The organism is Streptomyces lasalocidi, assembly GCF_005280215.1.
Classification (GTDB): Bacteria; Actinomycetota; Actinomycetes; order Streptomycetales; family Streptomycetaceae; genus Streptomyces; species Streptomyces longwoodensis.
In genome coordinates, this window is record NZ_SZNQ01000001.1 from 7173933 (window position 1) to 7195701 (window position 21769).

The following is a 21769-nucleotide window of genomic DNA, read 5'->3' on the forward strand; positions in this document are numbered from 1 at the left end:
CGCTTGCCTGCGGCGTGCGGCGGGCGGGTGCTGCGCGTGCAGCGATGCTAACGCCGCGCGCCGCGCCGCTCACCTCGCGGCCCGGCCCCCGCCGGGCCCGCCGTAGGCTGGGGCCGTGCGTCTGCTCCTGGTGTCCGACACCCATCTGCCCAAGCGCGCCAAGGTCCTGCCCGCCCCGCTGCTCGACGAGCTCCCGCGCGCGGACGTCGTCGTGCACGCCGGGGACTGGGTGGACACGGCCACCCTCGACCTGCTGGAGGAGCGCAGCCGCCGGCTCGTCGCGGTGTACGGCAACAACGACGGACCCGCACTGCGCGCCCGGCTGCCCGAGGTGGCGTACGCCGACCTCGGCGGCCTGCGCTTCGGCGTCGTCCACGAGACCGGGCCCGCCCAGGGCCGCGAGGCCCGCTGCGCCGCCCGCTTCCCCGACCTGGACGTCCTCGTCTTCGGGCACAGCCACATTCCCTGGGACACCACGGCGTCCACCGGACTGCGCCTGCTCAACCCCGGCTCACCGACGGACCGCAGGCGCCAGCCGCACTGCACCTACCTGACCGCCGCCGTCACGGACGGCCGGCTCACGGACGTGGTCCTGCACCGCCTGCCGCCCCGCCGGCCGTGACCACGCCCCTGGCAGGAGACCGGGCCGTCCCGGCTGGTCTTCTCCGGAAACGGCCCGGATGCTGCGAGTGTGCGCTGTCACGGACCTCCTTCCCACAGGTGGGGGACGAAGGACTGACCGACATGCATGTCTCGTCCGTCAAGCGCCGCATACCCGTCGGGGAGGGACCCAACCCTCCTGCGGCAACCGATTTGTCCCTTTTTGGTTGTCCTCGCGCAAGGGCAGATCGCAGAGGCCGTCAACATGATCGCGTCCACGCCAACTTGAGCAGCCGCCAGCCCCACCTCACCCTCGTGGCCAGGCGCTTCCCTCTCATCACGTGAGTCCCGTCGGCACGATCCAGCCGCATTCCGCACCGTGGGTTACTGCGCACGCTTCGTGGATCAACATCACTGAGTCCCTGTTCGCGATGCCTCCCAGGTGATTCACCATGCGCGCACAAGCGCGAAGACTCGTCACGGCCTTCCTGGCCTTCATCCTCCTAGTGATAGCGGCTGCTGCCCCGTCCTGGGCGTCGCCCCGGGATCGGCCGGCCGGGGCCGCCGGCGTCGCCCAGGTCCGGGCCCGCACGGCCGAGGACCTGCCCGATCCGCCCAAGGCGATGACGCTGGCCGAGCGTCGCAAGCAGATCGCGAAGGACAGGCGTGAACCGTCGCCCATGCGCGGCTATATGACGGCGCCGGAACGGAAAGCCGAGGGCACGCCTCACGGCCGGCCGGATGTGCAGCGCATCGAGCGTGGTCCCGCCGCCGAGACGGGCGCGGCCGCGCAGCGCCTCGCGGCGGCGCCCGGAAACCCGGTCTCGGTGTCGGCCTGGGCGACCGCGTACCCCGGCATGCTGTCGATCGGCGGGCAGGTGAAGCTGCCGCAGCGGGGATCGGCGTACACCGGGTTGTGGCTGTACGTCATGGACGAGGCGGGTTCCCCCGTCGTCCAGCAGGAGATCAAGAAGTCCACCGACGACCCCAGCGGGGACACCCCGGACACCGGCGCCTGGTGCTACGACTGGTGGTCGAGCAACTCCTACCCCACCGACCAGTGCTTTTGGTGGGCCGGCAGTGAGCTGGGCGGAATCCTGGCGGACGGCAAGAAGTACTACGCCTGGGTCTTCCTGAACAACGCCGACGGCTCCAGCCCGGGCGGTACCACCTCGCCGCTGGTGGAGGCCTTCTACACGCCAGGTATCCCCGGTGCGGCGGCGGGCATCTGCACCTGTTACGCCCAGGCCCACCGCGCCGACCCGGTCAATACGGCGACCGGCATGTTCTACGAGCAGCTCACCGATGCCTCGCTGACCGGTCCGGGGGTGCCGCTGACCCTGGAGCGCACCTATCGGTCGGACTCGACCTCCACCGGTCTGCTGGGACGCGGCTGGGTGACGCCGTTCGACGCGCGGCTGATCCTCGCGACGGGGAAGGCGACGTACCGGACGGGCGACGGGGCGTCGTTCGTGTTCACCCAGGCGAGCGACGGCACGTACACGGCGCCGGCGGGTACGACGGCCAAGCTGGTCAAGGGAACGAGTACGTACACGGTCACCACCCCCGACCACACGGTGCGGACCTTCGACAGCACCGGTCTGTTGACCTCCGTGGCCGACGCGGCGGGCAAGGGCCTGAGCCTGACGTACGCGTCGGGCAAGCTCGCCTCCGTCAAGGACGCCGCCGGCCGCACCACCTCCTTCACACCAGGCGCCGACGGACTGCTGTCCAAGGTGAGCCTGCCGGACGGGACATCGGTCTCGTACGGCTACACCGACAATCTGCTGACCTCGGTCACCGACCCGGCCGGCAGGACGTCCTCGTACACGTACGACACGGCCAAGCGGCTGTCGTCCTACACCGACCCGGCAGGCGGCAAAATCGGCAACGTCTACGACAGCGCGGGTCGCATCAAGTCTCAGACCGACCAGAACGGCAAGACCACCACGTTCACCTGGGACGGCAAGAGCGAGTCGCACACCACCGCGCCCGACGGCGGCGTGTGGACCGACTCCTACGCGAGCAACGTCCTGATGGAGACGATCGATCCGTACGGCAAGAGCATCACCTACGACTACGACCGCTACCTGCGGCCCGTCGCCATCACCGACCAGCGCGGCAACACCACGGAGATGACGTACGACACCGCGGGGCGGATGCTCAGCCGCACCGCGCCGGCCGCGCTCGGCTACAAGGAGAGCTGGGGCTACGACACCGCGGGCAACCTCACCAGTCACACCGACGGCCGCGGCAACAAGACGACGTACGCCTACACCGCGAACCGGCTGACGTCGGCGACGGACCCGACGGGCGGCAAGACCCTCTACACGTACACCGCGCTCGGCTCCCTGAAGACCGTGACGAGCCCCCGCGGCAAGGTCACCTCGTACGGGTACGACGCCATGGGCAACCGGACGTCGGTCACCACGCCGCTGGGCGAGATCACGACGTTCACCTACGACAAGGCGGGCCGCGTCCTGACCAGGACCGACCCACGCGGAAACGTGTCAGGCGCCGACCCGGCCGCCTACACCACGAAGTACACCTACGACGGCCGTGGTCTGCTCAGCTCGGTCACTGACGCCCTGGGCCGTACGACGACCTACGAGTACAACGGCGCCGAACAGTTGGCGTCGGTGCGCAACCCGGCGGGCGACACCGCCACGCTCGGCTACGACGACGCGGGAAACCTCACCCGGACCACCGACCAGGCGGGCAAGTCCCTCACCCGCACCTACGACGCCGGCGGACGGCTCGCCTCCCAGACCGACGCAGCCGGCGGCCGGACCACCTACACGTACGACAAGGCGGGCCGGCTGCTCAGCAGCGTCTCGCCGCGCGGGAACGTCTCCGGCGCCGACCCGGCCGCCCACACCACGTCCTACGCGTACGACGCTGCCGGCAACCTCACCGCGACCACCGGGCCCACCGGCGCGACGACGAAGACGACCTACGACGCGATCAACCGGCCGCTCGTGGTCACCGACCCGCTGGGCCACACCACCGGCTACACCTACGACGCCAACGACAACATCACCAGGACCACCGACGCCGCAGGCAGGACGACCACCGCCGCCTACGACAAGAACAACCGCCTCAGCAGCAGCACCGACCAGCTGGGCAAGACCACGACCTACGCCTACGACGCCGACGGCAATCTGCTCAGCCGCACCTCCCCGCTCGGCCACAAGTCGAGCTGGACCTACGACGGCGACGGCCGCCGGGCCACCGCGGTCGATCCGCGCGGCAACGCCACCGGCGCCGACCCCGCCCAGTACACGACGACGTACGACTACGACCCGGCGGGCAACCCCACCAAAGCCACCGACCCACTCGGCGGAGTGACCTCCACCGCCTACGACGCCCTCGGCAGGGTCGTCGGGCGCAAGGATGCCGACGGACGCAGCACCTCCTACGGCTACGACGACCTGGACCAGCTGACCAAGGTCACCGCGCCCGACGGCGCGGTCACCGCCTACGGTCACGACAAGCTCGGCAACCTCACCCAGCGCACCGATGCCAACGGCCACGTCACCGCGTTCGGCTACGACGCGGCACACCGCCTCACCTCGGTCACCGACCCGCTGGAACGCAAGACGACCTACGCGTACGACGCGGAAGGCAACGTCACAGGGAAGACCACGCCGCGCGGCACCACCGGGTACACCTACGACCCGCGCGGTCTGCTCACCAAGATCGACTACTCGGACGCCACCCCCGACGCGACCTTCGGCTACGACGACGCCGGGCAGCTGACCGGCCGCGCCAATTCCAAGGTCTCCGAGGACTTCGTCTACGACGCGGTCGGCAACCTGACCAAAACCCGCGGCTTCGCCTACACCTACGACGCCGCCGGGCAGATGCTCACCCGCAAGTACTCCGACGGCAACACGATCACGTACACGTACGACGCGGACGGCCGCACCGCGACGATGGCCGCCGACGGCAAGACCACCACGTACACCTGGGACCCGGCGGGCAACCTGGTCACATCGGCCCTGCCCGACACCGAGACCGAGAACCGCACCTACGACCGGGCGGGCCGGATCACCGCGGTGACCGCCACCAAGGCGGACACCACCGTCACCGGGACGGCACTGACGCTGTCCGCGGCGGGCCTGCCCTTGCGCGTCGACGTCACCCGGGCCGGCGTCGGCACCGGCGGCTACGACCTCTCCTACGACGAGGCCGGCCGGCTCACCTCCGGCTGCGCGCCGCAGCCCTGGGTCACCGGTTGCGCCGCCGGCCGCACCACGTCCTACACCTATGACAAGGTCGGCAACCGGCTGACCTCCACCCTTGGCACGGCGAGCACCAGCTACACCTATGACGCCGCCGACCAACTCACCTCGACCACCACCGGCACCACGACCACCGCCTACGACCACGACGCCGAAGGCAACCGGACCAAGGCCGGCGCCGACACCTACACCTACGACCTGGCCGGACAGATCTCCGCCGCCACCGTCCGGGGCGTCGGTTACACCTACGATCACGACGCGAGCGGCAACCAGGTCACCACCCTGAAGGACGGCGCGGTCACCAACCGCACCCAGTGGGACCCCAACGCCCCGCTGCCGATCCTGGCCACCGAGTACGACAGCGCTTGGGCCGTCAAGCAGTCCTACCGCTACGACCCGCTCGGCCAGCCCACCGCCACGAAGACCGGCGCCGGGGCGCTCTTCTACTACCACCACGACACCCAGGGCTCCCCGGTCGACGTCGCCGGCAGCACTGGGACCCTCCACCAGCGCTGGGCCTACGACTCCTTCGGCACCCGCGTCCTGAACACCACCACCAGCGGCGCGCCCGCGAGCACCCCGTCGTACACCGGCGCCCGCTACGAGACCAGCACCGGCAACCTCGACCTGCACACCCGCCAGTACGACACCGCCACCGGTCGGTTCACGCGGCCCGATCCGGCCGCCCGGGACCTGTCGACGCCGTACGTCTCCGCGTACGCCTACGCCGACAACGTGCCCAGCGTGCTCACCGACCCCAGCGGTCTCAGCCCCCACGACCCGAACAACGACCGGGTCGACAGCCTCGGCGAGGCGCTCGGCATCTTCGGCGACGCCTTCGTCGACGTCGCCAAGTCCCCCTTCGTGTTCCTCGGGGACCTGGAGGACGCTTTCACCGGTGAGAACGGCGGCGCGGGCGCCTTCGTCGACAAGTACCTCCCCGTCCGCCCCGCCTACCGGCTCTACCGCGCCGAGTACATGCTCCGGCAGCAGGGCTGCGACGCGCTCGCCGATCTGTACGCGGAAACCGCCGACGAACTCGCCCAGCAGCTCGTCCTCACCGGGGTCGGCGGGCTGACCGGGTGGCGGCGGACCGCGGTGGCCACGGAGCGGGAGCTGCAGTCCGGCGGTTCGTCCTTCCGGCGGCCGCGCAGCGAGATGGACTTCGAGCTGGAATGGGCGGACCACGCCTATGACGCGATCCGTGCCGACGCCCAGCTCGACCGGGTGGCGCAGACCGCAGCGTCGCACGGCTATTCCGCGGCCGACATCGATCAGATCTACAACCACCTGTTCATCGAAACGCACCAACTCGACGCGGGAATGCTGCGATTCGACGCCAATCCGCGTATCGCCAGGGCCTGGGAACGCCTTCAGAACGGAAATCCACACCCCAGCGATTTCGACCTGCTCGCACATGAACTGTACGAGTCGAACTGGATGCGCCAGCACGGTGACCAGAACTACCGCCGCGCCCATCAAGCGACCCTGGACGCCGGCCACACCTGGGACGAACATGCGCCTGCGGCGGACGGTATAGGGTTCAGGTGATCGAAATCCTGGCGCGAGCGAACTGGTGGGAATCCCCGTGACAGCATCACTGACGTGCAGGAAGATCCACTCCCTGGAATCGGGATCCGTCTACGCCTGGGAAACCGCGGAAGGCGTCACCGGGAACATCCTGATCGACCCGGAGGGATCAGTCGCCCGGCCCTGCACACCGGAGGGAATACCCCTCGGTGACATGCTCCTCGACAAGAACATCGGGAATGTGGAAAATCCCGACCCGGACCCGAAACTGCGCCGTGCTTTCCTGATCGTGGCATCGGCGATCTTCCAGGAAGGGGAGCGGCAGGGGAAACTGCCCGACGCGATCACGCGTACCTACTGGTAGGCGCCACGTCACCACCCGAGAGGCCGCGCTCCCCGGAGCCCGGCCTCTCGGCCTTCCACGCATGGAGGTGGTGCCGGCCTCCAGGAGGGCGCCGTCCGGGGGGTCACAGCAGCCCGTTCTCCCTGGCGTACAGGGCCGCCTGGGTGCGGTCGCGCAGGCCGAGGCGGCTCAGGACGCGGGAGATGTGGTTCTTGACCGTTCCCTCGCTGAGGTAGAGGCGGGCCGCGATCTCCTTGTTGGTGGCGCCCGCGCAGATCAGGCGCAGGACCTCCGTCTCGCGCGGAGTGAGCAGCTCCGGCGCCGAACCGCCGGCCGTCAGGCCCGCGGTGACGCTCTGGTCGAACTGGGCCACGCCCGCGTGCGCCAGGCGGACGGCCTGGGCGAGGGCGGCGGCGGGCAGGTTCTTCAGCAGGTACCCGACCGCCCCGGCACGCAGCGCCCGGGTCACGTACGCGTCGTCGGCGAACGTCGTGAGCATCACCACCTTGCAGGCGGGCAGGACCCGCCGCAGCAGGGCGGTAGCGGCCACGCCGTCCAGACCGGGCATCCGGACGTCCATCAGCACCACGTCGGGACGGCGGGCCTGCGCCGTCTCCACGGCCTCGGCGCCGTCACCGGCGCTGCCCACCACCGCGATGCCCGGCTGGATCCCGAGCAGCGCGCAGATGCCCTCCCGCACCAGCTCCTGGTCGTCGACCACGAGCACCCGCGTGGCCGGGTCCTCCTCCCCGCTCACCACGGGACCCTCACCGTGAGCACGGTGCCGGTCGCCGAACTGCGCAGCTCCACCGACCCGCCGGCGAGGCGCAGCCGTTCGCGCAGGCCCGCGAGCCCGAACCCCTCCTCGGCGGTGCCGAACCCGCCCCCGTTGTCCGCCACGCGCAGCACGGCCCCCTGCTCCTCGTAGGCGACGTCCACACGGATCTGCGTGGCCCCGGAGTGCCGGCAGGCGTTGGTCAGTCCCTCCTGCGCCGCCCGGTACAGCACCAGCAGCGGCCGACGTTCGGTGCCGGACACCTCCAGGGTGATCCGGCCGCTGCCGCCGTCCAGGTGGTGGACCAGGTCGGTGAGCGCCCGCCCGAGGCCGGCCGGCCCGGATTCGGCTTCGGGGCCGAGGGTCCGCACCGAGGCACGCACCTCGTCCAAGGCCCGGTTCGCCGACCACCGGGCGTGCTCCACCGCCTGCGCCGAGCCGGCCGCATCGAGCGAGGCGAAGGCCTCCGCCTTCTCCAACTGGATGCCGATGGCGGTCAGGTGGTGGCCGAGGCTGTCGTGGATGTCGCGGGCCAGCCGGTTGCGCTCACGTGCCGCGGACAACTCCGCCACCTGGGCGAGCGTGCCCTCCAGACGGGCGCGGGCCTGCTGCTCGCGGACGGCCACCGCGGCCATGGCGATGGCCAGGACCACCCCGAGGGCGAACATCAGCAGGTCGGAGATGTACTCGGCCCGGACCTCCCAGTGCGGGACCCGGACGGTGAAGACCCCCGCCAGGGCGGCCACGCAGCCGGCGCCGAGCACCACGGACACCGTGCGTCCCCAGACGAAGAACGCCAGGAACGGCAGGAGCACGAAGAGCACCCGGGACAGGCCGGACGGATCGAGCGCCGCCACAGCGCCCAGCAGCACCGCCCTCAGCGCGAACACCGCCCCCGGCGGGAACACCGCCCCCGACGCGACCGGCCACTCGCGCGCGTCCAGGACGGTCAGCGCGCAGAGCAGACCCGCGAACCCGGCCGACCGCACCCCCGGCCCCGGCCCGATCGCGGCGTAGTAGAGACCCCCGAGCAGCACGGCGCCGTACAGGACGGACGGTATCCAGGGCACCGGTCGCGTCATCGGGCCTCCCCACGGGCTCACGCGTCTCCCCACTCCCACCGTGGGCAGCCTACGCAGCGGCAACCTGACCGGAAGCCGCCGTCCCACATCCTGGCCACAGGTCATGTGCCCTCCGGCCAACGCGCTGTGGCCGTCGGGCACTTACCCCCACCGACCCGCGCTTCCTAGATTCGGCCGCGTCCCGTCACCCACCGAGAGGAGACCGGCGTGCTCCGCCGTCTCGCGGTCGTCCCGCTGCTGCTCGCCACCTGCCTCGCCGCCCCGGCGGCGACCGCCGACGCGGCGGCCCCCCGCCGTCCCGCCCCCGCCCCGGCCGGCTGCGCCGACGTGCCCGTCCCGGGAGCCGCCTACGCCGTCTCCGCCTGCCTGGCCGACCTGACCACCACGGGGACCGTGCCGACCGGCCACACCGACCCCGCCGACTGGGCCGGCCTGGAAGCGCCGGGCACCGTCACCCCGTCCGGGGTGCCCGGGGTGCAGGTCGACGGCTACTTCCCGGACACCTCCACCACCAACACCAACCACGGCTGGGACCACGACAGCCAGTTCGTCCTCCGGCTGCCCCGGCACTGGAACGGCGGCCTGGTCGTCGCCGGTCCGCCGGGGGTGCGCGAGCAGTACGCCAACGACCGCATCATCAGCGACCAGGTGCTCGCCAAGGGCTACGCCTACGCCGCCACCGACAAGGGCAACACCGGCGCCGAGATCTACCGGGATGGCGAACGCCCGGGCGACGCCATCCTGGAGTGGCACCGCCGCTTCGCGGAGCTGACCCGGGCGGCCCAGCAGACCGCCGCCGGGTACTACGGCCACGCCCCGCGCACCACGTACGCCGCCGGGCTCTCCGCGGGCGGGTACCTCGTCCGCTGGCAGCTCGAGCACTACCCGCGGCTGTACACCGGCGGCATCGACTGGAACGCCCTCACCTTCACCCGGAACGGCAGCCTCCTCACCACCCTCCCGCCCGCGCTGCGCGCCTACCCCCGCTACCGGGCGGGGGAGCCGGACGCGCACGCCGAGATGCTCGCGGCCGGCTATCCCGCGGGCTCGGAGGCGCTGTGGGACTTCCACTACCGCACCCAGTGGGACTTCCTGCAGCGGGTGATCCGCGAGGAGGTCGACCCCGGGTACGACGGTGCCGCGCAGGCGGGGACCCCGTTCTGCCCGGCGGGGACCGGCGCGGGCTGCGACACCGACTACGACTTCGCCTCCCGCCCCGCCGCGGTCCACCGCGCCATGGACCGGATCGCGCTGACCGGGCGCATCCGGCGGCCCCTGATCAGCATCCAGGGCACCCTGGACGTCCTCACCCCGCCGTCCGCCTTCGGCGACGTCTACCACCGCATGGTCGCCGACGCCGGACGCGCCGCCCTGCACCGCTACGTCCTCGTCGCCGGCGGCACCCACACCGACGGGCTGGTTCCCCTCGCCCCGCGGACGCTCCAGCCCATGCTGCCGTCCTTCGTCACGGCCTTCGGCGAGCTGGAGGCGTGGACCCGGCACACGCGCTGACGCGGGGGGACGTCACGCCGGGGCGCCGAGCGGGGGGTGGTCGAGCACGAGCGGCCGGTACTCGACCAACTGGATGCGGCCGTCGAAGGTGCGGTGCTCGGTCATCTCGAGGGCTACGTCCGGATAGCCGTCGTAGATGCGTTCCTCGCCCGTGGCGCCGGTGATCACCGGGAACATCACGACCCGGAAGCGGTCGACGAGTCCCGCTCGCAGCAGCGACCGGGACAGGCTGACGCTGCCGAGCGTGCTGAGGAGTCCCGAGCCGCTCGCCTTCATGGCGCGGACCGCCTCTACGGCGTCGTCGCGGACGAGCGTGCAGTTGGCCCAGGTCAGCGGCTCCTTGAGGGAGGAGGAGAACACCACCTTGGACGCTCGTGCGAGCTCGTCGAGGGACGCCTCCTCCTCGGGCCGGAAGCCGTCCTCGCCGACAGGGATCTCGCCCGTGGCGAAGCCCGACATCAGGCGGTAGGTGTTCGCTCCCATCAGATAGGTGGCCGAGGGCTGTTCGCCGAGCCACGCGAGGTACTCCGGGCCCTCGAGGCCCCAGAACCCGGGCCAGCCCTCTCCCGACGCGCATCCGTCGAGGGAGGTGATGAAGTCGACCAGAAGCTCCGACATGGCGGTGTCCTTTCCGTGGGTGTCACGAGCTTGGACCGGCCGCGAGCGGCGAACTCATCGGACGCGCCGGGCCGTGCCGTGGGAGCCCGGACACAGCGGTGCGGCGGGCGCTTCCGTGAGGAAGCACCCGCCGCACCGCTCCGGAACCGGAAGCTCGGCCGTCTAGGAAGCGTGCGGTCCCGTCCAGTCGGCGGCCACGTGGCCCAGCCGCACACGCTGCGGGTGGTCGCCCACGGGCACCGAGAGGACCTTCTGCCCGGTGGCGAAGTCGATCGCGGTGACCTGGTCGGCGCCGCTCTCGGAGATCACGCAGTCCCGCCCGTCGCCGCTGACCGTCGCCCAGTACGGCTTGGCGGCGCTGACCAGCGGGCCCTGCTGGAACGTGGCGCGGTCGACGACCACGGCGTAGTCGTCCATCGTGCCCGCCACGCACAGCTTGCTGCCGTCGGGCTTCATCGAGAGGCCGTGGTGGCGGGAGTCGTTGACGAAGGTGGTGCGGTCGTCGCTGGTCGCCGGGTTCTTCGGCAGCGTCTTCGTCCGGGTGATCTTGTCGGTGGCCAGGTCGTACTCGAAGAAGCCGTTGAAGAACGACACCTGGAAGTACAGCTTGGACTCGTCGGGCGAGAAGACCGCCGGGCGCACCGCGTCCGAGTAGTCGCCCAGGCCGATAGCGTCCAGCCGCTGGCGCATGTCGATGGTCCTGACCTGCTGGAAGGTGGTCGCGTCGACGACCGTGATGCGCCGGTCGCCCTTCGTCCAGTCCAGCCAGGGGGCGTCCAGCGAGGTGTTCACGTCGCCGATCGCCATGTTGTAGAGGTACTTGCCGTCCTTGGTGAAGATATTCTCGTGCGGCTTGTCGCCGGTCGCGAACGAGCCGACCTGCTTGCCGGTGACGATGTCCAGGACGTGCACGGTGTTGGCGGTCGACGCGGAGACCGCGACGCGCTTGCCGTCGGGGGAGACGGCCATGTGGTCGGCGCGGTAACCCGACACCGGGAAGCGCCAGTTGACGGCGCCGGTGGCCAGGTCGAGGGAGACGACGTCGGCGAAGCTGGGCCGTGAGACGACCACCGACGTCCCGTCCGGCGTGGAATACATGTCGTCGGCGAACTGGTCGTGTCCCTCGCCGACTCCGTTACGGATGGCCTGGAAGTAGATCCACTTGATCGGGTCGGCGTTGATCTCGGCCATCCGCGCGGCCTTGTCGGGGATGACGTCAATGCGGCCGATCTTCGCGAAGTCGCCGGTGGACCTGATGACGTCGGCGGTGCCGTCCCAGTTGTTCCCGACGAACAGCACCTCGCGCAAGGCGGCGGTGTCGGACGCGGCACCGGCGGCGGTGGCGGCGGTCGCGGGGGCGGCGACGGTCAGGGCGAGGGCGGCGGCCACGGAGCAAAGGTGCCTGGGTCTGAAGGCAGGCATGTGTGCTCTCTTCCTCTGGGGGGCGGCAGGAGCGGGGCAGGGCACAGCGGCTCGGTCCGAATCTGAACACCGCTGCGTTCAGAGTGGACTTACTGGAAAGTAAGGAAGGGGCGGCCTTCGCCACAAGACCGCGTGCAGGACAAAATCGGGAGTCGGACGGACGAGGGAGGACCAGTGGCGGGCAGGCTCAGGGCCCCGACCGGCCGTTACGCCGGGAAGTCCGCCGCCGAGCGGCAGGCCGAGCGGCGCCGGAGATTCCTGGACGCGGCACTGGAGTTGTTCGGCGGCACCCCGGGGTACCGCGCCACCACGGTCGCGGCGCTCAGCGAGGCCGCCGGACTGTCGACCCGTCAGTTCTACGAGGCGTTCCGCACGTTGGAGGACGTGCTCGCCGCCCTGCACCTCCAGGTCAACGACTGGGCGGAGGAAGCCGTCCTGACCGCCTTCGCCGCGGCCCGCGACCTGCCGCTGGAGGAAAGGGTCACCGCCGTCTTCCGTGCCTACGCGGGCAACGTCACCGCCGATCCCCGCCGCATCCGCATCACCTTCGTCGAGATCATCGGCGTCAGCCCCCGCCTGGAGGAACAGCGCCTGGCCCGCCGCTCCCGCTGGGTCGACCTGATCTGCGCCGAGGCCACCGCAGCGGCGGCCCGCGGGGAGGCGGCGCCCCGCGACTACCGCCTGGCGGCGACGGCTTTCATCGGCGGCGTCAACGGCCTGCTCCACGACTGGAGCGCGGGCTGGGTGGAGGCGGCCCTGGACGAGGTCGTCGAGGAACTGGTCCGCCAGCTCCTGGGCATCCTGCGACCGCCGGGCTGGCGGCCGTGAGGCGTGCAGGGGCGGGCCAATCAGTCGGCTGACGTGGTCCTTGTCATCGTCTCGGCTGCCTCGTGTCAGTGGCCCATGCCGCACTGGGCGGCGAGACCGCAGAGCCTTGCGGAGGGCACCGAGGTCGCACAGGGTCTGCCGGATGGGGCCGCCGGCACTCGGAGGTGCGGGCGGCCCCACCCGGACGACGCGCCGTGGTGCGGCGCCGTGCCGGTCAGGCGACCTGGTACCTGCCGACTTCCAGGAAGTGGCGCAGTGCTTCGGGTGTGTTGTCGTCGAGGGCGGCGTTGGCCGCCGCGCGCAGGGCCGGGCTGATGGACGGGTCGGCGAGAATGCGGGCGATCGCGACCCGGTCGTCCTCGGCCTGGGCGAGCCGGTAGCCGGTTTCCAGCCAGGCGCGCATGGCCTCGGGGTTGTTGGCGTCCAGGAGGGCGTTGGCTTCTCGTATCACGCGCCGGCCGCTGTCCGGGTCCGCGAGGGTGCGGGCGATGGCGACGCTGTCGTCCTCGGCCTGGGCGAGCCGGTAGCCGGTTTCCAGCCAGGCGCGCATGGCCTCGGGGTCGTTGGCGTCGAGGAGGGCGTTGGCTTCTCGTGTCACGCGCCGGCCGCTGTCCGGGTCGGCGAGGATCCGGGCTATGGCCACCTTCAGGTCGTCGGCGTCCGGATCGTCCGCGGAGGAGGGCACTGCGGGCACCGCCACCGCGGTCGGTGCCGCCGTGGCGGCGAAGGACGGGGTGGCGAGCAGGAGGGCCGGGGCGATGATGCCCGCGGCGATGCCGGGCGCTACGCGATGCAGTCGCAAGAAGAATGCTCCTCTTCGTTTGCTGGGGCCGTGAGGTGAGGACGCCTCAGGACGTCCACTCCAGTGATACTGCCACCTGGGTCTGACAATGACGGTTGCCCGGCTGCGGTCGCAGGGCGCCGCTGATTGCCGTGCACGTCGTCCGGCCGGCGGGAGCCGCCCGTGAACCAAGCAGGCAGACCGCGTCGCCACGCGCGCCCTGACTGTCTCGCCGGCCGTCGCCTCACCGGTGAGACGGGCCGCCGGTCTTCCGCACGTGGGTGGTGTCGGCGTCGAGGGGAGCACCGTCGGCACCGGTGGGCCTGACGTCCGGCACGCGGGCGCCGTGCTGGTCGACCAGCGTGGAGTGCCGCTCGCCCGGTTCGAAGGCGTGGCGTTCCCCCCACTGGCGGAGGGTGAGCAGGACGGGGAAGAGGTCGCGGCCGACGTCGGTGAGGACGTACTGCAGACGGCGGCCGGAGGGCGCGCTCTGCTGGGCCAGGATCCCGTGGGCCGTAAGCCTGCGCAGGCGGTCGGTGAGGATGTTGCGGGCGATGCCGGTCCGTCGCTGGAACTCGGTGAAGGACCGTGCCCCGTCCATCGCGTCCCGGACGACCAGGAGGCTCCACCGGTCGCCGACGAGGTCGAGCGCGCGGGCCACCGGGCAGTCGGGATCGGTCCAGGCCGGACTCGGCGTGCCGGTGGAAGGACGCGGCATGGCACCTCCCCATGAGTTGCGGATCGAAACCATTATGTCCTACGGTCGAATCGGTTTCACTTTGCTACTCATTTCTGGAGTGCGGCGATGAACGTCTGGCGACGGTTGCTCCTCGCGACCGTGTGCGGTGTCGCGGTGGCGAGCGTCTACTCGGCGCAAACGGTGCTGCCGTCGATGGGAGACAGCCTCGGTGTGTCGGCACGACACGCCGGGTGGATCGTCTCCACCGGCCAGTTCGGCTACCTGGTCGGCCTGGTGCTGCTCGTGCCGCTCGGCGACGTGGTTGTCAACAGGCGCCGGCTGATCGCGGTGCACCTGACCGTCACCGCGGCGGGCCTGTTCGTGACGGCCGCGGCCTCGGCCGCCTGGACGGCCTTCGCCGGACTCGCCCTCGCCGGCATGTTCGCCGTCGTCGTCCAGACCACGGTGGCCTACGCCGCGACGGCCGCACCGCCCGCCGAACGCGGACGCACCATCGGTGTCGTGACCTCCGGCGTGGTGGTCGGCATCCTCGGCGCACGGTTCGTCACCGGCGTGCTCGCGCAAGCCTGGGGCTGGCGCAGCATGTACGCCATGCTCGGCGCACTCGCTCTCGCCCTCGCCGCTCTCGTGCTGAGGGCGCTGCCGCCCGAGAGCAGCTCCCGCACGCCCGTCGGCTACCGACAGGCCCTCGTCTCGCTCAGCGGGCTGTTCGGGCAGCGGCTCTTCCTGACGCGCGGCCTCATCGCGTTCTTCCTGTTCGCCTCGTTCGGCACCCTGTGGAGCGGCCTCTCCCTGGCGCTCGCGGACGCACCCTGGCACCTGAGCGAAAGCCAGACCGGACTGTTCGGCATCGCCGGACTCGCCGGCGCCCTGGGCGCCGCACGTGCGGGGCGGTGGGCGGACGCCGGACCGGCCCTCCCGGTCAGCGGCCTCGCCCTGGCGCTGCTCGTCGTCTCCTGGGCCGCCACCGCGCAGTTGTCCTGGTCCCTGTGGCTGCTCGCCCTCGGCATCGTGGTGCTCGACTTCGCGGTCCAAGTCGTGCACGTGAGCAACCAGCACGTCCTCACCACCGCGCACCCGGAGCGCACCAGCAGCGTCATCGGCGGCTACATGGTCTTCTACTCCCTCGGCTCTGCCCTCGGCGCAGCCACCACCACCTCCGTCTTCTCCTCCCACGGCTGGGGCGCCTCCAGCCTCCTCGGGGCGGCGTTCGCGACCTGCGCGCTGATCGTCTGGGCCACCGGCGCACGCCGGCACGCCGCCACCCCCGCAGGCCGGGGCCGCGCAAGCGCACCGCAGCGCGGCGCAGCAGCGGGAGCGGGAGCGCTCAAGGACCAGGAGCCCTGCGCACCGGGTTCACCGTCGCACTTCCGCGACGGCGCGCGGCTGCTCCCCGTCCCGAAGCCGGTCGAGGCGGGCGATGACCGGGCCTGCCGTGATCCCGTGCAGCACCACTGAGGCCAGCACGGTGAACGTCACCACGGCCCACAACTCCCGCTGCGGGACAGCCAGACCGTGGTGGCCCAAGGCGTAGGCGAGGTAGTACAGGGAGCCGATCCCGCGGACGCCGAAGGCCGCGACGACCCAGCGTTCCCGGCTCCCCAGGGGGCTGCGCAGCAGGCCGGCCCACCCCGCCAGCGGCCTGATCACCAGCAGCACCGCGCAGGCGGCGACCGCGCCCCGCCACGTCAGGGCCGACAGGCCGCCCGACGCGATGAAGGCACCCAGCAGGAACAGCACGGCGGCGGTCAGCAGGCGCTCCACCTGCTCCATGAAGTCGTGCAGGACGTTGTGGTAGCCGTGGGCGCGCTCGGCGGCCCGGATGGCACAGGCGGTGACGAAGACGGACAGGAAGCCGTACCCTCCGGCCAGCTCCGTCACTCCGTAGGCCAGGAAGGTCGCGCCGAGCGAGACGAAGCCCTCCCGGTGCTGGGACAGCCGCAGCGTCCTCGAGCGCGCCCGGAAGAACAGCCAGCCGAGCAGCTTGCCCATCAGCAGCCCGACCAGCACACCGACGGCGCACCTGTAACCGAGGTCCTGCGCCACCCAGGGACCGATCCACTCGGCCGACCAGCCGCTGCCCGCGGCGGCCGCCAGCCCCACGGCCGCGTACGTCAGCGGGAACGCCAGCCCGTCGTTCAGACCCGCCTCGCTGGTCAGGGCGAACCGTACGTCGTCCTCGTCGTCTTCGTCGTCGGTGGGCTCGCCCACCCGTACTTCCGAGGCGAGCACCGGGTCGGTGGGCGCGAGGACGGCCCCCAGCAGCAGCGCGGCGGCCGGTGGCCAGTCGAGCAGCCACCAGGCGACCGCTGCGGTGATCAGGAACGTCAACGGCATGGTGACACCCAGCAGTCGCCAGGTCGCACCCCACCGACGCCACCCGACGGGCCGGTTCAGCGCCAGCCCCGCACCCATCAACGAGATGATGACCACGACCTCGGTGACGTGCTCGGCCACCACCCGATCGTCCACCGGGTCGATCGCGGGCAGCGGCAGGGGCAGCAGGTACACGGCGATGCCGCACAGCAGGAAGACCAACGGCATCGACAGCGGTCGTCCGGACAGGACCCGGGGGAGTACGGCGGCGAGCAACGCGCCGACCCCCAGCCACGCGAAGACCGCGTCCGCGCTCGTCATCAGTACAACCCGCCCTTCCCGCCACCCTGGACCACCGTGGGTGCCCGGCCGGGCGCCCCGGGCCGACTACCCCCGATGGGCAGTGCCATGATCGGACAACGGGTGTGGCGGCCGCTTCATCCGTAGCGCGCCCTGTTCCACACCACTTGCTCCGCGGTCATCGACGAAGAGATCCGGCACACGTCGCCGATGAGGAGGGTGCCGCGCCGCCGGGTCCGCTCCCGCTCGCGTTTCCGGAGGACCATGACGGACACCTGCGAAGCAGGCTGCCAATGCAGACTGAAGGCGGGGCCGTTGGCGTCCGGCACGTCCTCCAGGCACACGCCGCGGTTCCCCAGCAGCCGCTGCAACTTGTCGGAGCGGAGGTGACGGTCGAAGCGGCCGTACCGCTCACGGATCGCCTTGTTGACGATGCGGCCGCCCCCGCCCCCGTACGAAAGCCGGTGCACCTGCACGGAGAAGTGGTGTCCCGCCCAGGGGTGGTCCGGCGATTCCCGGACCCAGGCGAATTCCACCAGCCCGTAGTCGCGCCACATGCTGTGGTCACTGAGGGAGTTCTCGGCGAAATCGGAACCCAGGATCGCGCTGACCTGGTCCGGACCGTCCGTCGGCCTGGCGCCCAGCACCGTCCCGGACGTGACGACGTCCACGTAGAACTCAAGCGAATGCGGGGTCAGTTGACTTCTCCTTGCGCTTGGGGCGGCGTGTTCGCCGCAGAGCTTGTCGGCGTAACGCCACCGGTTCGGTCGTCCGTCTGAACCACGTCCGTGGCGCGGCCGGGCGTGTGGCCGAAGGCACGGCGGAAGACGTCGATGAACGCGCTCGCCGAGGACCAGCCGCACAGGTGTGCCACCACCGTCACCGGCGTGTTCTGGGCCAGCAGCACCAGGGCGTGGGAGAGCCGCAACTGCGTGCGCCACTGCGGGAACGTCATGCCGAGGTCGGCCTTGAACAGGCGCGACAGCGTGCGATCGCTGGCGCCCACCTGTCTGCCCAGGGCCGCCAGCGTGCGGTTGTCGGCAGGGTCGGCGTGCAGGATGTCGCACAGCGCTCGGAGGCGCGGCTCGGTCGGCGTCGGCACATGCAGCGGCTCCTGGGCCGAGATCCGCAGCTGGTCGCACAGGACGGCACGCAGACGCCGCTGTTCCGGGGTGTCGTCCGTCTGCTCGCGGGTGCAGACGAGGATCAACTCCCGCAGCAGCGGGCTGACTCTCAGCACGGCGGGCTCGTCGAGACCGAGCGGGTTGGTGTCCGCGGGAAGACCGATCAGATGCAACTCGACCTCGCCGTGCGCCTGGTGGGAGTGCACGGTGCCGGCCGGGATCCAGATCGCCCGGGTCGCAAGGGCCGTCCACGACCCCGCGCGGGTGGTGACGGCGACCACGCCCCGGCCCGCGAAGACGATCTGGTGGTCGTCATGCCGATGGGCGTCGATGCCCGTGCCCGGGGCCAGCCGGCGGGCGCTCGTCGGCGCCACCGACACATGGCGGATTACCTTCATCGCTCGGCAGATTATCGGAAGTGCGACAGGGTGACCGCGGATCATCATGGCGCCATGCGAAGGAACACGTCGATCGCCCTGCTGTCGGTCGGACACGCCTGCGTGGACGTCTACCAGGGCGCCGTAGCGGCTCTGCTCCCCTTCTTCGTCGCCGAGCGGCACTACAGCTACGCGGCGGCCTCGGGCGTGGTGCTCGCCGCTGGTCTGTTGTCCTCGCTGGCACAGCCCGTCTTCGGCGCACTCACCGACCGGCACCCCGTGCCCTGGCTGCTGCCGGTGAGCACCGTGCTCGGCGGACTCGGCGTGGCCCTGAGCGGAATCAGCGGCTCGTACCCGCTCACCTTGCTGTGCGTGGCGATGTCAGGCCTCGGGATCGCCGCCTACCACCCGGAGTCCGCCCGTGTCGCGCGCATGGCCGGCAGGGGCAGTCACGGCTCCATGGGGTGGTTCTCCCTGGGTGGCAATGCCGGCTTCGCGGTGGCTCCGCTTCTGGTCGTCCTGGTGACCACCGCAGGCGGGCTGCGATGCACTCCGCTGCTGATCCTGCCCGCACTGGCCGGCAGCGCACTGACACTGCCGGTGCTGCGAGCGCTGGAGAGGACGCCGAGCGCGGGAAGCGGCGCGCAGCCCGCGGCGGGACGAGACGACTGGCCGTCGTTCGTGCGGCTGTCGCTGGCAGTGGTGTGCCGATCGGTCGCCTTCGTCGGGCTGAGCACCTTCGTCGCCTTCCAGGTGCGGCATGCGACGCACGGCGGAACGGCATCGGGGACGGCCGCACTGCTGGTGCTCTACCTCGGCGGCGCCGTCGGCACCGTGGTCGGCAGCCGCCTGGTGCGCCGCTGGGACCGGGTCACCGTGGTGAGCACGTCGTACCTGATCACGGTGGCCGCCGTCGCCGGCGTGGTGTTCGTACCAGGCCCGGCGGTCTACCTGTTCGTGGCGCTCACCTCGATCGGCCTCTACGTCCCGTTCTCACTGCAGGTCACGCTGGCCCAGGACTATCTGCCCACGCGCGTGGGAACGGCCGGCGGCATCACCCTCGGCCTCATGGTCAGCGTCGGCAGCCTGACCAGCCCCGTCATCGGCATCGTGGCCGACGCCACCTCTCTGCGCACCGCCCTGGCGCCCCTCATCCTGATGCCCGCCCTCAGTTGGCTGTTGTTCCGCAGCCTGCCCGAACCGGCCGTGTGCAAGGCGCTGTGGGACGACCACCGCGACCCAGCAGCGCGGCCGACCGGAAGCCGGTCCAGCCCGGCATGATCGCAGCCGGATCGGCGTGGCGATCGGTGGCCGCTGTGCCCCGCTCACCACGCGCTCTCCGCGATGAGCGTGGGCGCCGGGGCAGTGGCCGCACACGCGGCGCTGGGCGGGGCGGCCAGCTGCCCTTCGAGGTCGTCGAACGTCCTTCTCACGCGACGCGACACGAACCGCCGCGGCGACGCTCGCCGGGAACGCCAGGCACGGCACGTCGCGACCATTATGAATTCAAGTACGCGGGGCGTTCAGCTGCCTGCCGGCCGCCCCTAGCATCGGGCCCGCCGCGCGAAGGTCGTGTCCGGTGGAAAAGAGGGAAACGTCTGATGAGGGTGCCGTCGAACATGCCCTGGGCCAGGAATCGCACGTCCGCCCCCGCCGTCCGCCGACGTACGTCCGTGACGGGCGGGCTCACCCTGGCCCTCCTCGCGACCCTGGCCGTTCCCGCGTTCTCCACGCCGACCGCCGCCGGCGTACCGGTGACCGCGCCCTGTCCGGCGGACCTGGCGGATGCGGCGACCTGCTACACCGGGCGGAGCGCGGACGGCGCCCACTACGCGATCGCCGTTCCGAAGGAGTGGAACGGTTCCCTGGTGGTGCACGCCCACGGTGGGCCGGACCTCGGCGAGGAGTCCGACCCCGAGCGCAGCGTCGGGGATCTCGGGCGGTGGTCGTTCATGGTGGAGCAGGGCTACGCCTGGGCCGGTTCCTCGTACCGCCGCGGTGGTTACGGAACGAGGATGGCGGCAGCCGACACGGAAGGCCTGCGGCGGATCTTCGTGGAGAACTTCCGTCAGCCCACGAGGACTTACCTGCACGGACAGTCCTGGGGCGGCGACGTCGCCGCCAAGACCGCCGAGGTGTACGGCGCGAAGAAGAACGGGCCGTACGACGGGGTGCTGCTCACCAACGGCGTCCTCGGCGGCGGCTCACGCGGCTACGACTACCGGGTGGACCTGCGCGTGGTCTACCAGTACTACTGCCGCAACCACCCGAGGCCGGACGAAGTGCCGTACCCGCTGTGGAAGGGGCTGCGCCCGGACTCGACGATGACGACGGCGGGTCTGCGCGCGCGGCTCCAGGAGTGCACCGGCTTCTCCTCGCCGCCCGGGGAGCGCACCGCGGTGCAGCAGCGCAACCTCGACGACATCCTCGCCGTCACGAGGATTCCCGAGCGGACACTGGAGGCGCACCTGAGGTTCGCCACGTTCACCTTCCGGGACCTGGTGCACAACCGGCTGGGTGACCGGAACCCGTTCTCCAACGAGGGAGTCGTCTACTCCGGCTCCCACGACGACGCCGCCCTCAACGCGGGCGTCGAGCGCTTCTCGGCGGACCCGAGCGCGGTGCGCGACCTGTCCTACGACAGCGACCTCACCGGCAAGGTCTCGATCCCGGTCCTCACGCTCCACGCGATCGACGACCCGACGGCGTTCGTGGAGCACGAGGCCGCCTACCGCGCGACCCTGCACGGTGCCCAGCGCGACAAGTACCTCGTGCAGACCTTCACCGACGAGCACGAGCACAGCGGGCTGAGCACGTCCGAGTACGCCAACTCCATCTCGGCCCTCGACACATGGGTGCGCAGCGGCAAGAAGCCCACCGCGGCCTCGGTCGCGGCCTCCTGCCCCGCCTTCGACGCCCGCTACGGCACGGGCTGCCTCTACCGTCCGTCCTACGTCCCCCAGTCCTACGCGACCCGGGTGAACGCCCGCCCCGGCGGCCTGGACTGGCCCGCCCTGACGGCACGGCAGGAGAAGGAGTGGAGCCGCCTGCCCATGGTGGGCATCGCGCCCTGAGCGCCCTCGCAAGACGGCGCCGTGGCCGGGGCCTTGGACGGCCGGCGCGCGGAGCCGTCCGCGGTTCCTTCCGGCGCGGCAACCGGAGCCATGGCTCCCACCTGCGCGAACAGCGCCCGGCGACGGCACCGGGCGCTAGCCTG

Annotated in this window: 17 protein-coding genes; 8 read left to right on the forward strand and 9 right to left on the reverse strand. The window is 71.3% G+C overall.

From position 1 onward, the window contains the following. The first annotated feature begins 115 nt into the window (after window positions 1-115). The 3 genes from E4U91_RS32480 (at window position 116) to E4U91_RS32490 (ending at window position 6738) form a co-directional block, all read left to right on the forward strand. On the forward strand, window positions 116-622 hold the full coding sequence (locus E4U91_RS32480; RefSeq protein WP_137310116.1) for a metallophosphoesterase family protein: 507 nt from the start codon (window positions 116-118) through the stop codon (window positions 620-622). A gap of 601 nt (window positions 623-1223) precedes the next feature. Then, window positions 1224-6395 (forward strand): DUF6531 domain-containing protein, encoded by a 5172-nt coding sequence (locus E4U91_RS32485; RefSeq protein WP_137311113.1) that lies wholly within the window; start codon window positions 1224-1226, stop codon window positions 6393-6395. 37 nt (window positions 6396-6432) lie between these two features. Then, entirely contained in the window at window positions 6433-6738 is a 306-nt protein-coding gene (locus tag E4U91_RS32490) for a hypothetical protein (RefSeq protein ID WP_137310117.1), read from the forward strand. A 103-nt stretch (window positions 6739-6841) separates the two neighbouring features. Here the strand turns inward: E4U91_RS32490 and E4U91_RS32495 are convergent, their stop codons facing one another. Continuing rightward, on the reverse strand, window positions 6842-7474 hold the full coding sequence (locus E4U91_RS32495) for a response regulator transcription factor (protein WP_137310118.1): 633 nt from the start codon (window positions 7472-7474) through the stop codon (window positions 6842-6844). Further along, complete coding sequence (locus E4U91_RS32500; RefSeq protein WP_137310119.1) at window positions 7471-8574, reverse strand: sensor histidine kinase; 1104 nt, start codon at window positions 8572-8574, stop codon at window positions 7471-7473. The genes E4U91_RS32495 and E4U91_RS32500 overlap by 4 nt, the downstream gene beginning before the upstream one ends. Before the next feature lie 207 nt (window positions 8575-8781). Between E4U91_RS32500 and E4U91_RS32505 the strand changes: the two genes are divergently transcribed. Then, window positions 8782-10086 (forward strand): tannase/feruloyl esterase family alpha/beta hydrolase, encoded by a 1305-nt coding sequence (locus E4U91_RS32505; protein ID WP_137310120.1) that lies wholly within the window; start codon window positions 8782-8784, stop codon window positions 10084-10086. Between the two features lie 12 nt (window positions 10087-10098). Here E4U91_RS32505 and E4U91_RS32510 read toward each other — a convergent pair whose 3' ends face one another. Both E4U91_RS32510 and E4U91_RS32515 read right to left on the reverse strand, forming a co-directional pair. Further along, a complete protein-coding gene (locus tag E4U91_RS32510) occupies window positions 10099-10704 on the reverse strand; it encodes a dihydrofolate reductase family protein (RefSeq protein ID WP_137310121.1) in 606 nt (201 codons plus the stop codon). Between the two features lie 162 nt (window positions 10705-10866). After that, complete coding sequence (locus tag E4U91_RS32515) at window positions 10867-12126, reverse strand: YncE family protein (protein ID WP_137310122.1); 1260 nt, start codon at window positions 12124-12126, stop codon at window positions 10867-10869. Between the two features lie 174 nt (window positions 12127-12300). On the opposite strand from E4U91_RS32515, the gene E4U91_RS32520 reads away from it, so the two are divergent. Then, complete coding sequence (locus E4U91_RS32520; RefSeq protein WP_137310123.1) at window positions 12301-12954, forward strand: TetR/AcrR family transcriptional regulator; 654 nt, start codon at window positions 12301-12303, stop codon at window positions 12952-12954. A 214-nt stretch (window positions 12955-13168) separates the two neighbouring features. Here the strand turns inward: E4U91_RS32520 and E4U91_RS32525 are convergent, their stop codons facing one another. Next, the gene (locus tag E4U91_RS32525) at window positions 13169-13756 is read right to left on the reverse strand and encodes an ALF repeat-containing protein (RefSeq protein WP_137310124.1); all 588 of its coding nucleotides are present in this window, start codon (window positions 13754-13756) and stop codon (window positions 13169-13171) included. Window positions 13757-13979: 223 nt separating this feature from the next. Continuing rightward, window positions 13980-14453 carry a winged helix-turn-helix transcriptional regulator gene (locus tag E4U91_RS32530; RefSeq protein WP_137310125.1) on the reverse strand — a complete coding sequence of 158 codons (474 nt, stop codon included), beginning with the start codon at window positions 14451-14453 and terminating at the stop codon, window positions 13980-13982. Between the two features lie 87 nt (window positions 14454-14540). Here E4U91_RS32530 and E4U91_RS32535 point away from each other — a divergent pair, with 87 nt between their 5' ends. Continuing rightward, window positions 14541-15893: an MFS transporter gene (locus E4U91_RS32535; RefSeq protein ID WP_137310126.1), complete on the forward strand. Its 1353-nt coding sequence runs from the start codon at window positions 14541-14543 to the stop codon at window positions 15891-15893. On the opposite strand, the gene E4U91_RS32540 is transcribed toward E4U91_RS32535, so the two are convergent. The 3 genes from E4U91_RS32540 to E4U91_RS32550 all read right to left on the reverse strand — a co-directional run bounded on the left by E4U91_RS32540 (window position 15792) and on the right by E4U91_RS32550 (window position 18573). Continuing rightward, window positions 15792-17072: a cation:proton antiporter gene (locus E4U91_RS32540; RefSeq protein WP_137310127.1), complete on the reverse strand. Its 1281-nt coding sequence runs from the start codon at window positions 17070-17072 to the stop codon at window positions 15792-15794. The genes E4U91_RS32535 and E4U91_RS32540 overlap by 102 nt on opposite strands. Window positions 17073-17188: 116 nt before the next feature. Continuing rightward, window positions 17189-17722 carry a hypothetical protein gene (locus tag E4U91_RS32545; RefSeq protein WP_338326695.1) on the reverse strand — a complete coding sequence of 178 codons (534 nt, stop codon included), beginning with the start codon at window positions 17720-17722 and terminating at the stop codon, window positions 17189-17191. Window positions 17723-17745: 23 nt separating this feature from the next. After that, window positions 17746-18573, reverse strand: coding sequence for an AraC family transcriptional regulator (locus E4U91_RS32550; RefSeq protein ID WP_137310128.1), 828 nt, complete (start codon window positions 18571-18573; stop codon window positions 17746-17748). A 54-nt stretch (window positions 18574-18627) separates the two neighbouring features. Between E4U91_RS32550 and E4U91_RS32555 the strand changes: the two genes are divergently transcribed. Both E4U91_RS32555 and E4U91_RS32560 read left to right on the forward strand, forming a co-directional pair. Next, window positions 18628-19833, forward strand: coding sequence for an MFS transporter (locus tag E4U91_RS32555; protein WP_137310129.1), 1206 nt, complete (start codon window positions 18628-18630; stop codon window positions 19831-19833). A 320-nt stretch (window positions 19834-20153) separates the two neighbouring features. Next, the gene (locus tag E4U91_RS32560) at window positions 20154-21626 is read left to right on the forward strand and encodes a hypothetical protein (RefSeq protein WP_241678759.1); all 1473 of its coding nucleotides are present in this window, start codon (window positions 20154-20156) and stop codon (window positions 21624-21626) included. Window positions 21627-21769: the final 143 nt, after the last annotated feature.